We start from the raw sequence: 12,508 nt of genomic DNA, 5'->3' as shown, positions 1-12,508 counted from the left end.
GAGGACGATCAAGAAGCGTCATAGACGGCGGAAAACTCTAGCGCGTCCGACGACACCCATCCCGCCTCACGGAGCGCACCGAGCGGATCTTCGCACGCGGCAAAGCGGCTCGCTTCCGACGTCGCGATAGATTCTGGCTCGCCCGCGCCGGTCGCCGCAGACCGTTCTGACTCGACATCTTCTACCGGTGCCGTAACGTGACTGGCTTCGGAACGTCGCAAGGCGTGAAGAACGGACAGCCGGGTCGAGACCATTTCATCCCGGTCCTGCATGGCCATCATCGCGGCGATCTGACGGTCGGCCGGAAGCAGGTCTTCGAATTGCGCCATCCGTCGCGCGTCGCCGCTGCGCAGGGCACCGAGCGCAGGCCTGAGTAACTGCATGCGCGTGTCCGCAATCGTTCGCAGCAATCCGACTGTCAGTCGTTCTTCGCCGGTATGGATCGCGTGCCGTTGGGCAAGCACCAGCAGTTTGATCAGAAAATCCGTCACGCCCTGCGTCAGGTCGTACAGCACCGCGCGCATCTCTGGCGTCAAGGGCTCGACATGGCGCACCCATTGATACTGCCATGCCGCCTCGACCAGCAACGCCCATGCGGGATCATCCGCCTTCGGCTGCATGAAATCGCTTAGCCCCAGTCCCGCCGCCCGACGCGCGTTGCGCATCACATCGGCAAACAGTTCGATCATCGAGTTCGTGCCGACAAACACGACCGGGATGCCAATGCTGTTGATCAGGTTGACGAAGAAATTCAGCATGTTGTCCTTGCCGCCCGTTTTTGCCGCGCGCAAATGCTGCAGTTCATCGATGATCAGAACACCGACGAAATGCGTGCTGGCGATCTGCTCGATCTGATGCACGAGCTGCACGATGCCCCTGACCGAGCGGTAGCGCGTCGCATACCGGTCCTCGCCGATTGCCCGATCCAGCGCCCGGAAGAACGCGTGACACAGCCCCGATAGCGAACCGTCGAACGGACACTCGACCTTGAGCCATGGAATCTGCGCCTGGATCAGTTCCTTTCCGCGATACCGCCGGTGCCGGATGGCCTGGGGGTAAAGCCGCAAAATCGATTCCAGGGCGGTCGATTTGCCGATTCCGCTCAGGCCCACCACGCTCAGCGTGGATGCGGTCGACCGGAAGCCGCTGTCGGGGCCGCCATTGACAGCCAGCGAGTACACATGCCGCCAGGTCGAAGGCATCACCGGATTGCGGCCGACATAGCCGCTCCGCATCAGGGAAGATATCGCCGATTCGAGTTCGAGATGAATCGGCAGCGGCTGAATCAACTGCAGCAGCCGATCGATGCAGTGCAACCTGACTTCTTTCGAGAGACTGCGTTCATCGCCGGGCTCGTCCGGAAACAGAGCCATTGCGGTCGCCGCCTCCGCCTCGGTTCGGATCGCTGGCAGGGCTTCAATCAGCGGATTACCTTGGTACTGTGCGACGGCAGGTTCACGATATGTGGCAGCGACCAGATTTCCGCTCGACGTCATGTATTGCTGCCCTTCGGGCGCAACCGCCCCAGCAGACTCAACACCTCACCGCCACGTTCGCCCGCGTAAGCTTCGGCCACACTTGCCGAGGCCGGCTTCGGTGTATCAACCCGCTCAGTGGGCCCGGCTTCCAGACCGGCGGCGATGACGAATCGCTGCTGTTGGATACGTTTTTCAAAGGCACGATTGGCCTTGATATTGCCGATCTGCTGACTGGCGGGAACGGGGGTTATAGGCCGGACCTCTTCCTTATGGTGCCGGGCGTGTTCGACGGTCGCCTCAATGTGCGCGTCCAGATGAATCTTGTCGTTGAGCGCGGAGTAGGTATGCTCCGCTGTCGGCGTACGGATCATTTCAAGCATGTCTATGACCTCCTCGAGGCGGTGCTCCGCGACCCGCTCCTCTGATGCCAGCAGATCGCAGCGCACAAAGTTCCGCTGTTCGTCCTGAAGCCAGACATGAGCGGTCGAGTTGGGGTCGTACCAGACGGTGATCGGTTTGCGGCCATCCTTGCGCGATTTCGCAAACCAGTTCTGCTGCATGGCGTGCGAACACGTGTAGTACATGCCTTTGAAGCAGATGCCACCTCGCTGGATTGATGCGGTTTCACGCGGCAGCAGGTGCAGATAGACGAGATCGTCGGGCTGCATGTTGGGCGTCGCAAGTCCATTGTCCATGCCCCAGCGCCACAGGTTGATGGGCGAGGGTTCGAGCTCATCGCGAATCATCCCAGCGGTGAGCCGTTCCGGCCGCCGACTATGGTGGTTATAGTGCAGCACGCTGCGAATCATGATGCTCGTGAATTCGGCCAGATCGAGTGTGGCATCGAGCCGATAGTCGCGCTGCCCGCGCTCCGCAATGCGCTCTCTGACCGCGCCGGGAATCCAGTGGATCTGCGAGGTCCTGTTCAACAGCCTGAAGCGGCTTTCGACGATCGATTTCCAGTCCGGGCGAAATGGCGGGGCAATTGCAATATCGATGTTGAGTCCCGACACAATGCCTTCGGCCGCCTGCCCGAGCATTTCCGCCCGGTCAGCCATGAGTTCCTGCGGCAGATGATGGGACGGCCACGCGGACGATGCGATCTCGACGCCGTACATGCGGCAGAAAGCTGCCTTGTCGGTGAACGCGTTGAACACGGCGTGGCGTGCACCGTTCCAACTTGGGCCTTCCAGCCCTACGAAGATCCCTGCGATCAGCGTCGAGAACACGTCGACGATGACGTACACAACCGGACGGCCGATCACCCAGTTGCGGTTATACCGGCTGACAAGATAGATGTCCGCAATCGTCGAATCGATTTCGAAGCGATGGCAGGGCCCGTACACGCCGTCGCCGGCGCGCCCGGTCAGCCCGCGATGATCCTTCTGCCACCGACGCTCTCCTACGCGTGAGCGCAACACCGTCAGGTCGTCGAATGCCTTTTTGCCCCAATAGCCGAACTGCCTCAATGTCGGCAACTGGTCCAGCGGCTTGAGAGTCAGATCGTCCGTCGTCGTACCCCGCACGACGTGTTCCTCGACATAGAACCGCCGCAGGGTCTGGTGATAGGCATCCGTCACCGTCCCGACAGCATTGCTTCGGTACAGTGAATAGCCGATCCTGATGAAGCTCTTGTCGTCGTCGCCGAGAATCTTGCCGACCCGCTCGCCGGCCGACGCCAGTCGCCGAGGCGGTCGCCCCGGACGCTTTCCGCAGGCAAACACACGAGCCTTGCCAGGCGCGCCCACGTTTTCATAATCGGGCAGGAGCGCATTGCGAATCTGCCCGTACATCCAGTATCGATACAACAGACGGTACAGCGTCTTGCGTTGCATCCCTGTGGCTTTGGCGTGTGCCGCTACCAGCGAGCCCATAGCACGCGGCTGAAAAATCCCCCCAGCGACCTGTGCGTTGACCAGTCCGGCGATGCGTTGCCAGTTACGCTCGCGGACCGCCTTCCCGGCATCCGGGATATCTTCCTCAACCTGCAGCATGTATGCCGGCAGCCGCAACTGGCTGCGTCGGACTTCACCCCGCAGCAACCACGCCCGGATATCCTGACTCGCTACCGTCCACGGTCGCCGCGGCGTTTCGGCGACCGTAATCAAGGTCATCGATGACGCATGCTCGTCGATCCACAGGATGCGCGCCAGCTTTTCAAACGGCAACGCATCGGACACCGCTTCAAGTACGGAATTGACGGCAGGAAGCGTATCGCTCATATTAAGCGGCTCGTTTCACGGAAGACGCATCTGCCGGCAGGACCCGCAACGTCGGCGCCTGCGACGTCAGCAGCATCGGGGTCGATAGGTCCACAAGGATCACCTTGTTCCAGACCAGATGCTTAAACAGCCTGACTGCATCGGAATAGGCCAGATTCAGTCGATAGGAGACGGCTCGAAGCAATGAAGAAAGCGTCCGGTCATGAGTTCCCGCTTCATCGAGACATTCAACAAACCGCGCCTGCAAATCGCTGGCCTGCAAGCCACCCTCGACCTGCGCCCCGGCGTAGAGCCAGATAAGATTCCGCGCGAGCGCCGGCGCGACGCTACGTTGGGTGACGATCTTCCAGTCGATGTCGCGCGCCATCCAGTACGAGCGTTCGAGCTCAAGTTTTTCGAGAGTGCGCGTGAGGCTACGACCGGGCGACAGCTCGTCTTCGTACTTGACCGTACGCGCAAACTCACGGAGGGATCCATCATCGGTTCTCAACGAGACGACGAAATCGGTGGTCATCACGTAAGGTACCTGGGTGCCTGCGTATCGCGGATAACGGATGTTGTGCCGCCGAGCGCACTCTTGGATCGGTGCAATGGGAAACAACGGAAACTGCTCGCGGATGTCGACAACCCGCTCCGAAAATTCCAGCGCGAGCAGATAGGCATATTCAAGATCGGACAGGACGTGGTGTATTCGACCCGTCTTCAGACCATGAACCTTACGCGACCGGCCTCGCGATGGCACGTCCTGTACTCGCAGCCACGGCTTGTAGTCTGCCCCCGTACCCTGCCCATAGCCTTGGGCAACGTACCGGTCAATGTCTCCCGGCGTCTTGAAGCGTCGCGCCCGCATGCCATGCCCGATAAAACGAAACCGCGCAGTATAGCGAGCACCACGCCCGTGTCAAACTCTATTGTCTTGTGTCAATGTATATTGTTTTGTGTCAATCACTATTGTTCGTTCACATCGGTCTCTTCCCATTGCGGCCCGACGAGACAGCATTTGACCTTTCCAACGATGTCTGATGCCTTGCAGTTGTCCGGGGCCTTGCATAGCTTCATCGCTTTCGCTCCTTTTCCTATGGTTTGCCAACTCGCTTCGCCGCTGGCAAATCGCCACAACGCAGCCAGCTCGATTCGTCTTCTACCCACGACCGTCGGTCATGTGCCGTGTAGTCGAAGTTGCGCCGCCTAAACCACACCCACCACGCGAAAAAGCGGGATTCAGTTTCGCGGACTGCGTCGCCCTGCGCATCGCGCACAACGTACCGAGGCTTTGAAGTGGTCATAGACTTTTCCTGTTTCTAGGGCAGCGCGATCACGCACTCTAATTTCGTCCATCGCGTCATGCTCACTTCGCCGTGCGTATCTGCGATCCATGCCCCATCTGGATACGAACACAGACACAGCGAATTATCTGAGGACAGTATCTTGTCCGCCGCGGGCGACCAGTCCTGTCCGTTCGCAAGCATGATTTTCGCCAGATCAACAATCTGCGGGGTGATCCGCATAGTCAGGCGCCTATCTTGCAGCTCCGCGCAAATCCTGCTGGCATGCGCGGCGCACTTCGCTTGCTTGAGAATCGTCGCCATAAGTTTTCCTATGCTTCGCGAGCGGGTTCAACTAGGGGTGGCCACGGTGTTTTGCCGCTTTCCTGCACCGCAGCCACAACGCGCCGCAGAGCGGCCTTGTGGGCTGGTGTGGAACCGGCGATGGCTCGCAGATCGCCAAGCGCCGAGTCGAGACGGCGCTCATTCAGTTGGTACTCGCCGCTGCCGCCAAGGAGGCGATCAACGAACGAGAAACCTTCTTTAATGCCCATGAAATAACCGACCTTCTCCATCCGTCTGCGCACCTCAATTTCTTCTGGCGGTACGTCGACCTCAGTGAGAGCAAGCACATCGCGATCCGGCAGAGGGCGCGAATAGCGCTCGTCCAGTGCGTTATTCACGAAGGTGTATTGCCACGAAAAGAAGATTGTTGCCACCATTTCGTTTCCCCGTCGTTGCTTTTTCTCGGTCCTAGCGTTCTCTGAGCGCGGGCCGATACTCTACCGTGGTTTACTGAAGACGGCGTCACACCCTTTCCATGTGCCTCCATCCGGGCCGAGTTCATCCGTGTAACCCCGATCCAGAAACCACTGTAGCGTGTTGATCCACTCGCCAATGCCATCAACGCCGATTGTGCGGTAGGCGTCACCCGCCTAGTTGCGAATTGCGATCTGCATGCGGGGATATTGTGACCACTTGTCAACTGTATTGGTCTTCAAACCGCTGACGATGTCGCTATCGAACTCCGCGATACGCACTCCACTCACGAGGCGGCTTGCAAGATACTGTTCGCCGTCGTCCTCATCGTCGAAATCGTCATCGTCCGTCAGCCACGCGAGGCGTCCGATGCGCGCGATCTCCTCCGCGCCCGCAGCGGAAAACCCCCCTTGTTCGACGAGGCGTTGCTCCAGTTCCTCCGGCGTCTATGCATCGACATGCATTTCATCGTCAGCAGATACCGGCGCACCAGCAGTCACTCCCGGAGCATCCCCGCCAACGATCTGGTCCTTACCGTAGTTTGTTTCTACGCGCAGTTCCCGGCCGCCGTCACCGTCATCGTATTCCTTCAATATGACGGGTCGCTCTTCAATTCTGCCGTCAAAAATCTTTTGCCACATACCCCTCCCTTTTTCTCGGCTGGCTACCGTCTAAGAGCCGCCCCCCGGCAAGTCCGTTCACGGTTGCCCATATTCGCAGGCAACGGTGAAATGGATTTTCCTACTCGTGGTCTCGAAGATCTGCCAACGACTCTTCGAGCGTATCCGCAGCGTCGAAGTGCAGCTGCACAATGGCGTCATTCAGCGGCTCGCCCGATGGCATCTTGCGGGATTCGGCCGAGTCACGCAGCACGTTGATCGCAGCGCGGAGTGCGAGTGCAGGGGTCAACTTAGACATGGTTCGCTTTTCCCGGTTACCTCATCGCTTTCCGATGGCCTTGGCCGCCCACTCTTTGGCGGCGTTCACTATCTTCGGCATACGCTCCAATTTCTGCGCGCGGCGCTCGGCGACGATCTCACCACACGCATCTATGCATTCATCGCATATCGTCGCATCCGCAATGCCGCGGACGAGCAGTTTGGCAACGTGCTGGCTGTTTCCGCAAAAGTCGCAAAGCAACACATCATTGGCGCTTTTCATTGTGTCCTTTGCTTTTACGATCAGTGAGCGCAGATGAAGCAGAACGCCGAAACAGGCTCTGTGGGGGCCGAGCGAGCAGCCGACGCCATGACAAATTGACCTGCCAACAGCAGCGCCACGGCGAGAGCGAGATAAACCATGCCCCGCATTGTTGGCCCGCCTTCTTCACGCGCAATGCGGCCAATCGCAGACTCTCGGAATGGCTCACTCATTGCAACGCGAAAATCGACATAGAACAGCATTATGGCGAGCAGCCCAAGGATGACAGCAACCGCAGGCAATCCCGAGTAAAACGCGAGCGCGGCACATGCAACAACGAGCCAGCACAGCAACTTCCATGTCCAACAGGTCTTTCCCATCGTCGTATCTCTTACCGTCTTTCGGCGCTCGCGCGCTAGATGCTTTTCCGTGCTGCCGTTAGTTGAGTGCTTCGCTGCTGGGGAACAGCGCGTCGAAGCCCGGTACGGGAATCACGCGACCCTCGTTCAGGCATGCTGCGGCGGCCACCAGATGCTCAGACGCGGCACGTTGCGCGTGGGGCTTCCAGCCTAAGTGATCGAGCGCGGTGTTGGCCTCTTCCGCAAACACCGCCGCAACTTCTTGCGGCCCAATGCCTTGTGACTTGATGTGGCCGTTGACCAGCTCGATCAGCGCTGCCCGAAATTCTTCTTTTCGCTCGATGTTTGGCATGGTGTTTTCCACTGCGTGTTACTGATACTCGGGAAGCGCGTCGAACTCGGCCTGCGGTATGTCGGCATGGTCGATGCGAACATCGGCGTTAGCGGCATCGTCTCCGGCGAGCGCATGAATTGCTTGCTGTTCCTCACCGGCGCGAACAACCAGCGTTTCGTCGTTCACAGTCACTTTCGCTACTTGCATGTGGACTCCAGTTCGTCCGGCATCCGGCCGGCTGTGGGGCGCGCACGCGCCGGATGATTTTCCCATCAATTTGCTTCGAGCGCGATGCCCTGTTTTTCCAGCCACGCCATCCAGCCGTGATAGCGGGCGTCGTAGGCACCGTCGGCACTGCCGTGCCAACAGAAATCGTCAGGACCGTGAAATTCCCAATGCTCCTCATGAAAATGATACGTCCACGCGTCGCTCAGTTTTACTTCGGGGAAATGCTTTCGGACAAGCGCCGTCGCCGCAAGAAGCATCGACCGGTTAAACACGTCGTTGAGAGCGTTGCTCGCCTTCGTATTTCGACGTTGGCGATGCGCGGCCAAGGAAATAATCTTGCCCATGCTTTTCCGATCCGTTTTCGGCTCAGCGCTCGCCAATGAGAGGTGCCACCACAGCGCGCAGTCCGTCCGACCAACGCTCCTTGTTCAGCCAGCCGTTTGCGCCGGATGCTCCCATCTGCATTCCGCGCTCAAATTCGGACTTCTGTTCACCTTTCACAAAGAACAGGTCGATCATCTGACTAGCCTTGTCCGGCGCGACTGCCATATTCAGAGCGGTGACCGCTGCGTTTACCGAGGCAAGGCCGCCCCTATCCAATCCGACGTGCTGACAAGCCACATCCGAGAAACCGTAGATGTAGCCGCACAGCGCGGCACCTTGATTTGGCATGAAAGACGCATCTTCGAGGCGCACCACCGTCGTATGGGATACGATCACCGTCCCGACAGTCCGACCATGTTCCATCCCCGCGGAAACGAGCTTCGATTGCTGCGCAGCCACCTTTCGCGCATCGAGAAATTCCAGTATCCGCTTCAGCATAGCTTTGCCCTTGTGAGAACTACTTTTCCTATTGATTCGCGCGGTACAGGATTCGCGTTTTCATTTTTGGTCTATCCGATCCGGCTGGGAACAAATGCCGTCGCGTCTCTGGTAATGATCCTGTCGACAATGCTGAACACCGCGCCATCAAGCACCACACCCTCCGCCGCTGCCTTGTCCAGTGCACCCTTCAAGAGTCGGGGTGAAATCGTGCTGTCACCAAGGACTCGATACAGGTCGAGCATCTGGTTCAAGAGCTCCTTCTTCTTGCGACGCGCCCCCCATCGAAATGGCAGTCCGATGAGCGACCACACAACCGATACCACCCACAGTCCAGCAATGGACCAACCTGTCGTCTCCTGCCCCCTGCTAAATGCGAAGTATGCGATCGCCGGCAACAACAAGTATCCAAGGGCAAAGCCGATCACCTTGAAGAGAGCCGACAGCGCAAAGTATTTGGCCGGGTTGCCGTTAGCGAACGTTGCCGCAAAGCCAGAGACGTGATAGGAAAATGCGTCGAGTTCCGCGAACACGATCGCATCGAGCAGCAGCCAATCGAATTTGTTGGTTCGAATTTCGGGATGGCTGAGGTATTCAGCTGCGACGCGCAGCATCTCGTCTTTCTGGATGCTCATCCCGCGTGTCGCATCATTGGCGCTGAGGATGTTGAACTTCTGGTGCGCCCAATAATACCGTGGCTTCTCGTTCTCCTTCGTGTAATTTGAACCCGCATTTATGTGCAGGGCGTAAAACAAGTCAACCGTTGCTCTCAAGGCGCGTATGCATCGCTCACGGAACTGCTCGGCGGTCCAATTTTCGGCGAGCGCGTTCACCTTCAAAGCGGGAAGAATCGAACCGTGCCAAATGGGCTCGACGTACGGTCGGGCGTCCTCTCCCATCTGCTCCGCCCAATGCTCATTGATCGGCTCGGCTACCGAGTCAAGCTGTTCCTCGTCGATGCTTTCCCCATCTTCGCGACTCATCAAGAACCCCTTTTCCCGGTTGTCAAATCGAGCAACGGTCGTCATCAGCCGCGGACGACGATGGCATCGTTGACCGCTCCAACTACGCGGTCGATAAATTCGTTGCTGCTGCTTATGAGCGCACGTGATTCGCCCGATGCGGTCTTGATGACGATGAAGAAAGTCGGTTTTTGGCTGGCGGCTGCCGCGAACGCGGCGATCGCGACAAAGGCGCCAATGACATGCATCGCCAGATTAGTCCCGAAAGCAGCAAAGATGACACCGACGAGGCAGAGAAAGAGCATCGCCGCGCGCTTCGGTTCCTCGCGCAGCTTGCGCACCGACGTCACACCGCTCATGGCGTACGTTTCATGCGGCGTAATGAACCGGACGTCCGTCACCGTGACGTTGCCTTCGTTGAAGATAACCGTTTCTTTCTTGTCTTTCGTTTCTTTCATTAGAATCCCCCGTGGCGCGTAGACGCACCGTGCTCGAAGTCTAGCTTGCCCTTGGTGTCAGTCCTGAATCAGAAACTGCTCCCGCGACTGCCCTTTGATCCACAACGGCTCACGTCCCATGCCGCTCCATGTAGCACCGGACACTGGATCGCGATACTTCGCCGGTTTGGTCCCCGACTTCGGCCCGCGCTTGCCTCTGGGTTGAGCAAATACCTGCTCCGGCGTCAGCGAGTACTCGTTGATGATCTCGCGAACCTTTTCGATCGCAGCAGTCACTTCCTGCTCTTGCGCGGCGTCAATTTGCCTTTGCAGTGCCTCACGTTGCTTCAGAAGTTCACGGTAGCTTGCCACGCATTTCTCCAGTCTGTTCACTTGGTTGTCTCACGTTCGTAGCGCGACCTTTGGAATACGGCCACACCAGCCTTTCTTATTCGCCCTTGAACCGGTAATCAGGGTGCCTCGGCACGTATCGCTTCCAAGCGTCAATCCAGTCCGTTGCCATTTCCCGTTGCGCTTGCTTCAACGAAATTTCCTCATTGCAGACCATCTTGTAAAGCACAAACTCAAGCTCATCTTTCCTATCAGCACTCCACTCGCTATTGCGTGGCTGCGGCCACAAGTTGCGTTCGTCGGTGGGTGCGCCGCCAATAGAAAGAGCCACAAGATGGTCTTCCTCGTAGTCACGCGCCTTGCGGTCACCGTGGCCGAATTGTTCGATCTGGCGCTTCTTTAGAGCATTTGTGTAGTACGCCGGAGGGCGGATTGTCTTGGTGTAGCCCTTGGCGCACACCGTCTGATGAATATTGGCTTGAGTTACGTTGGGGTTAATCGCGCCGGGGGTGAACCGCGGATCTGGAAGATCCCCTGCACGCGCAGCTGCCGCAACAAACGTGAACATTGCCGCTAAGACGACTTTATGGAGTGAATGGTTCAGCATCCGTGGCTTTTCCTTTCTACCGGTAGCGTTCAGGGCGCTTCAAGCAGTCTTGCAGGACTATCGTTTCAATCGCGTCTGGAGTCTGACCTTGCATGACCTCCCAAACCGTGGCGATGATGTCCGTGTGCTCGTCAATTTCACGCTTGCTATGGTCCCTAAGGATATATGCCCACGTCTTTTTCGCATAGTCTTCGCCCTGGTCACTCTGCTTGTTGAAGAACTTGTCGCGATCCTGTGCCGCCATCAGCGCGAAATGCGAGCGCTCGTAACAAAAGTCAGTCGGATACGCGTGCGCTAGTCCGCTCGCGAGCAACAAGGCTAGGCCCGGAGCCGCCATGAAACCAACAAATTTCAGCATGAGTTTTTCCGGTGGGTCTAGTTCGTAACAGCGCCGATAGCGCCACATGCCGCCCTGACGTTTTCGATTTGCTTTTGCACTTCGTCTCGAATCCGCCAATCCACAAGTTCGGCGCTATCGGAGGCCATTTGAGTCATCTGAACTTGGCAAAGCGTCAGCATAGGTTCGCCGACTCCTCTCAGACTGCCTGCGCCTGCGCCTGCGCCTCCGCTATTCGTCTGCCGTGCGGCGGGACGAACCAACTCAATAACGTTCTCCAGCGCTTGCAACGCATATGCGACCGTCAGCTCCGAGGCATTGATTGAGGCAAGCTGGAGAGAGTCGTCGTTATGCCCGGTAAAGTGGATGCGATCGAGCAACGCGTTCCGCGCGGTTATCGCAGCGTTGATGCGCGATCGCTGCTGCTTCAGTAAGTCGGCAGCCGAGGCAGCAAACGCGCCGCTAGTGGTGAAAATCAGCAATGCCGCGACGGCGAGAACCTTGTAGCGCATGTGTGCTTTTCCTAGCTGAATTCACCGATCAATCGGGCAAACCAAGCAGTTTCTTGAACGCCTTGCTGTCCTCGCGCCGAGCCGGGTCAGTTACCTGATCGCGCGTGACGGTCTGCCACAGAAGCCATGCACCCGCTGCGTAGCCGCGAAGATGCCGCGCCGTTTCCGGGTCGGTCTCTTTCTCCGCGCGAGCCAACTCGTCTGTAACGATTTGCTTGGCCGCTGCGGTGATTTGGTCGTAGGTGTAGTTTTCCATTGAGGCGCTTCTCCGTGTTACTTCGCTTCAGCGATGTAATCGCCGTTCGGACGCACCAACAGCGTCGCTGGGAAACCGCCCCGCTCCTGATGCACCACCTTCCAGACTTCCAGAACGTTGGAGTTCACCCGAACATGGACTTCTTTTGTTGTCGACCCGACGACGACGCACCCCATCGCCGGAATGTCGTCTGGTCTGCCACCAAGCCAGAACGCCTTCTGCGCGTCTTTCTCTTGCGGGCACTCATCGTTGCCCACGATAGGCACCGCGTGTCCGTCTATCAGGACTTGATATCCCGGCTTCATGACAAGTTGCGGCTGCGGCATCCCAGCTTCGTTCAGATAGAACTGAGCTAGGTCTGCGATATACGGGCGCGCAAACGCCACTAGGGAAACGCTGATTAATGAAGCTCGGCGGTCATCGCGAACGTAGCCGAGGA

The 12,508-nt window shown here is 58.1% G+C and carries 21 protein-coding genes; all 21 read right to left on the bottom strand.

Annotated features, from left to right (window positions below; genetic code table 11):
• Positions 1-8 precede the first annotated feature (8 nt).
• On the bottom strand, positions 9-1,373 hold the full coding sequence (locus M0D67_RS37060) for an ATP-binding protein (RefSeq protein ID WP_266242164.1): 1,365 nt from the start codon (positions 1,371-1,373) through the stop codon (positions 9-11).
• Between the two features lie 119 nt (positions 1,374-1,492).
• Positions 1,493-3,700, bottom strand: a complete 2,208-nt coding sequence (locus tag M0D67_RS37055) for a Mu transposase C-terminal domain-containing protein (RefSeq protein WP_266242162.1) — start codon at positions 3,698-3,700, stop codon at positions 1,493-1,495.
• A gap of 1 nt (position 3,701) precedes the next feature.
• A complete protein-coding gene (locus tag M0D67_RS37050) occupies positions 3,702-4,550 on the bottom strand; it encodes a TnsA endonuclease N-terminal domain-containing protein (protein WP_266242160.1) in 849 nt (282 codons plus the stop codon).
• A gap of 451 nt (positions 4,551-5,001) precedes the next feature.
• Complete coding sequence (locus M0D67_RS37045; RefSeq protein WP_266242158.1) at positions 5,002-5,289, bottom strand: hypothetical protein; 288 nt, start codon at positions 5,287-5,289, stop codon at positions 5,002-5,004.
• Between the two features lie 8 nt (positions 5,290-5,297).
• Positions 5,298-5,687 carry a hypothetical protein gene (locus M0D67_RS37040; RefSeq protein WP_266242156.1) on the bottom strand — a complete coding sequence of 130 codons (390 nt, stop codon included), beginning with the start codon at positions 5,685-5,687 and terminating at the stop codon, positions 5,298-5,300.
• A 483-nt stretch (positions 5,688-6,170) separates the two neighbouring features.
• Positions 6,171-6,365, bottom strand: coding sequence for a hypothetical protein (locus M0D67_RS37035; RefSeq protein WP_266242154.1), 195 nt, complete (start codon positions 6,363-6,365; stop codon positions 6,171-6,173).
• Between the two features lie 100 nt (positions 6,366-6,465).
• Positions 6,466-6,642, bottom strand: a complete 177-nt coding sequence (locus M0D67_RS37030) for a hypothetical protein (protein ID WP_266242152.1) — start codon at positions 6,640-6,642, stop codon at positions 6,466-6,468.
• Positions 6,643-6,663: 21 nt separating this feature from the next.
• Positions 6,664-6,885, bottom strand: coding sequence for a ClpX C4-type zinc finger protein (locus M0D67_RS37025; RefSeq protein WP_266242150.1), 222 nt, complete (start codon positions 6,883-6,885; stop codon positions 6,664-6,666).
• 20 nt (positions 6,886-6,905) lie between these two features.
• Positions 6,906-7,244, bottom strand: a complete 339-nt coding sequence (locus tag M0D67_RS37020; RefSeq protein WP_266242148.1) for a hypothetical protein — start codon at positions 7,242-7,244, stop codon at positions 6,906-6,908.
• Positions 7,245-7,302: 58 nt separating this feature from the next.
• Positions 7,303-7,575 carry a hypothetical protein gene (locus M0D67_RS37015; protein ID WP_266242146.1) on the bottom strand — a complete coding sequence of 91 codons (273 nt, stop codon included), beginning with the start codon at positions 7,573-7,575 and terminating at the stop codon, positions 7,303-7,305.
• An 18-nt stretch (positions 7,576-7,593) separates the two neighbouring features.
• Positions 7,594-7,764, bottom strand: a complete 171-nt coding sequence (locus M0D67_RS37010; RefSeq protein ID WP_266242144.1) for a hypothetical protein — start codon at positions 7,762-7,764, stop codon at positions 7,594-7,596.
• Positions 7,765-7,829: 65 nt separating this feature from the next.
• Positions 7,830-8,129 carry a hypothetical protein gene (locus tag M0D67_RS37005; protein WP_266242142.1) on the bottom strand — a complete coding sequence of 100 codons (300 nt, stop codon included), beginning with the start codon at positions 8,127-8,129 and terminating at the stop codon, positions 7,830-7,832.
• 22 nt (positions 8,130-8,151) lie between these two features.
• Positions 8,152-8,607, bottom strand: a complete 456-nt coding sequence (locus M0D67_RS37000) for a hypothetical protein (protein ID WP_266242140.1) — start codon at positions 8,605-8,607, stop codon at positions 8,152-8,154.
• A gap of 71 nt (positions 8,608-8,678) precedes the next feature.
• Positions 8,679-9,590 carry a hypothetical protein gene (locus tag M0D67_RS36995; RefSeq protein WP_266242138.1) on the bottom strand — a complete coding sequence of 304 codons (912 nt, stop codon included), beginning with the start codon at positions 9,588-9,590 and terminating at the stop codon, positions 8,679-8,681.
• A 44-nt stretch (positions 9,591-9,634) separates the two neighbouring features.
• Positions 9,635-10,027, bottom strand: a complete 393-nt coding sequence (locus M0D67_RS36990) for a DUF6232 family protein (RefSeq protein WP_266242136.1) — start codon at positions 10,025-10,027, stop codon at positions 9,635-9,637.
• Positions 10,028-10,084: 57 nt separating this feature from the next.
• The gene (locus tag M0D67_RS36985; protein ID WP_266242134.1) at positions 10,085-10,378 is read right to left on the bottom strand and encodes an H-NS histone family protein; all 294 of its coding nucleotides are present in this window, start codon (positions 10,376-10,378) and stop codon (positions 10,085-10,087) included.
• Positions 10,379-10,454: 76 nt separating this feature from the next.
• A complete protein-coding gene (locus M0D67_RS36980) occupies positions 10,455-10,964 on the bottom strand; it encodes a hypothetical protein (RefSeq protein ID WP_266242132.1) in 510 nt (169 codons plus the stop codon).
• A gap of 16 nt (positions 10,965-10,980) precedes the next feature.
• Complete coding sequence (locus M0D67_RS36975; RefSeq protein WP_266242130.1) at positions 10,981-11,322, bottom strand: hypothetical protein; 342 nt, start codon at positions 11,320-11,322, stop codon at positions 10,981-10,983.
• 17 nt (positions 11,323-11,339) lie between these two features.
• Complete coding sequence (locus M0D67_RS36970; protein WP_266242129.1) at positions 11,340-11,813, bottom strand: hypothetical protein; 474 nt, start codon at positions 11,811-11,813, stop codon at positions 11,340-11,342.
• Positions 11,814-11,841: 28 nt separating this feature from the next.
• Positions 11,842-12,069: a hypothetical protein gene (locus tag M0D67_RS36965; protein WP_266242128.1), complete on the bottom strand. Its 228-nt coding sequence runs from the start codon at positions 12,067-12,069 to the stop codon at positions 11,842-11,844.
• A 17-nt stretch (positions 12,070-12,086) separates the two neighbouring features.
• Positions 12,087-12,508, bottom strand: a 422-nt coding sequence (locus tag M0D67_RS36960; protein WP_266242126.1) for a hypothetical protein, incomplete at its 5' end; no start/stop codon positions are given.

The organism is Paraburkholderia sp. SECH4 (assembly GCF_030511745.1).
Taxonomy (GTDB): Bacteria; Pseudomonadota; Gammaproteobacteria; order Burkholderiales; family Burkholderiaceae; genus Paraburkholderia; species Paraburkholderia madseniana.
The sequence above is the reverse complement of the archived record's forward strand: the minus strand, read 5'-3'. Positions and strand labels throughout refer to the sequence as shown.

Coding starts and splice junctions, on each gene's coding strand:
- M0D67_RS37060 (WP_266242164.1), bottom strand. CDS start 1,373: ATGGCTCTGTTTCCGGACGAGCCCGGCGATGAACGCAGTCTCTCGAAA.
- M0D67_RS37055 (WP_266242162.1), bottom strand. CDS start 3,700: ATGAGCGATACGCTTCCTGCCGTCAATTCCGTACTTGAAGCGGTGTCC.
- M0D67_RS37050 (WP_266242160.1), bottom strand. CDS start 4,550: ATGCGGGCGCGACGCTTCAAGACGCCGGGAGACATTGACCGGTACGTT.
- M0D67_RS37045 (WP_266242158.1), bottom strand. CDS start 5,289: ATGGCGACGATTCTCAAGCAAGCGAAGTGCGCCGCGCATGCCAGCAGG.
- M0D67_RS37040 (WP_266242156.1), bottom strand. CDS start 5,687: ATGGTGGCAACAATCTTCTTTTCGTGGCAATACACCTTCGTGAATAAC.
- M0D67_RS37035 (WP_266242154.1), bottom strand. CDS start 6,365: ATGTGGCAAAAGATTTTTGACGGCAGAATTGAAGAGCGACCCGTCATA.
- M0D67_RS37030 (WP_266242152.1), bottom strand. CDS start 6,642: ATGTCTAAGTTGACCCCTGCACTCGCACTCCGCGCTGCGATCAACGTG.
- M0D67_RS37025 (WP_266242150.1), bottom strand. CDS start 6,885: ATGAAAAGCGCCAATGATGTGTTGCTTTGCGACTTTTGCGGAAACAGC.
- M0D67_RS37020 (WP_266242148.1), bottom strand. CDS start 7,244: ATGGGAAAGACCTGTTGGACATGGAAGTTGCTGTGCTGGCTCGTTGTT.
- M0D67_RS37015 (WP_266242146.1), bottom strand. CDS start 7,575: ATGCCAAACATCGAGCGAAAAGAAGAATTTCGGGCAGCGCTGATCGAG.
- M0D67_RS37010 (WP_266242144.1), bottom strand. CDS start 7,764: ATGCAAGTAGCGAAAGTGACTGTGAACGACGAAACGCTGGTTGTTCGC.
- M0D67_RS37005 (WP_266242142.1), bottom strand. CDS start 8,129: ATGGGCAAGATTATTTCCTTGGCCGCGCATCGCCAACGTCGAAATACG.
- M0D67_RS37000 (WP_266242140.1), bottom strand. CDS start 8,607: ATGCTGAAGCGGATACTGGAATTTCTCGATGCGCGAAAGGTGGCTGCG.
- M0D67_RS36995 (WP_266242138.1), bottom strand. CDS start 9,590: ATGAGTCGCGAAGATGGGGAAAGCATCGACGAGGAACAGCTTGACTCG.
- M0D67_RS36990 (WP_266242136.1), bottom strand. CDS start 10,027: ATGAAAGAAACGAAAGACAAGAAAGAAACGGTTATCTTCAACGAAGGC.
- M0D67_RS36980 (WP_266242132.1), bottom strand. CDS start 10,964: ATGCTGAACCATTCACTCCATAAAGTCGTCTTAGCGGCAATGTTCACG.
- M0D67_RS36975 (WP_266242130.1), bottom strand. CDS start 11,322: ATGCTGAAATTTGTTGGTTTCATGGCGGCTCCGGGCCTAGCCTTGTTG.
- M0D67_RS36970 (WP_266242129.1), bottom strand. CDS start 11,813: ATGCGCTACAAGGTTCTCGCCGTCGCGGCATTGCTGATTTTCACCACT.
- M0D67_RS36965 (WP_266242128.1), bottom strand. CDS start 12,069: ATGGAAAACTACACCTACGACCAAATCACCGCAGCGGCCAAGCAAATC.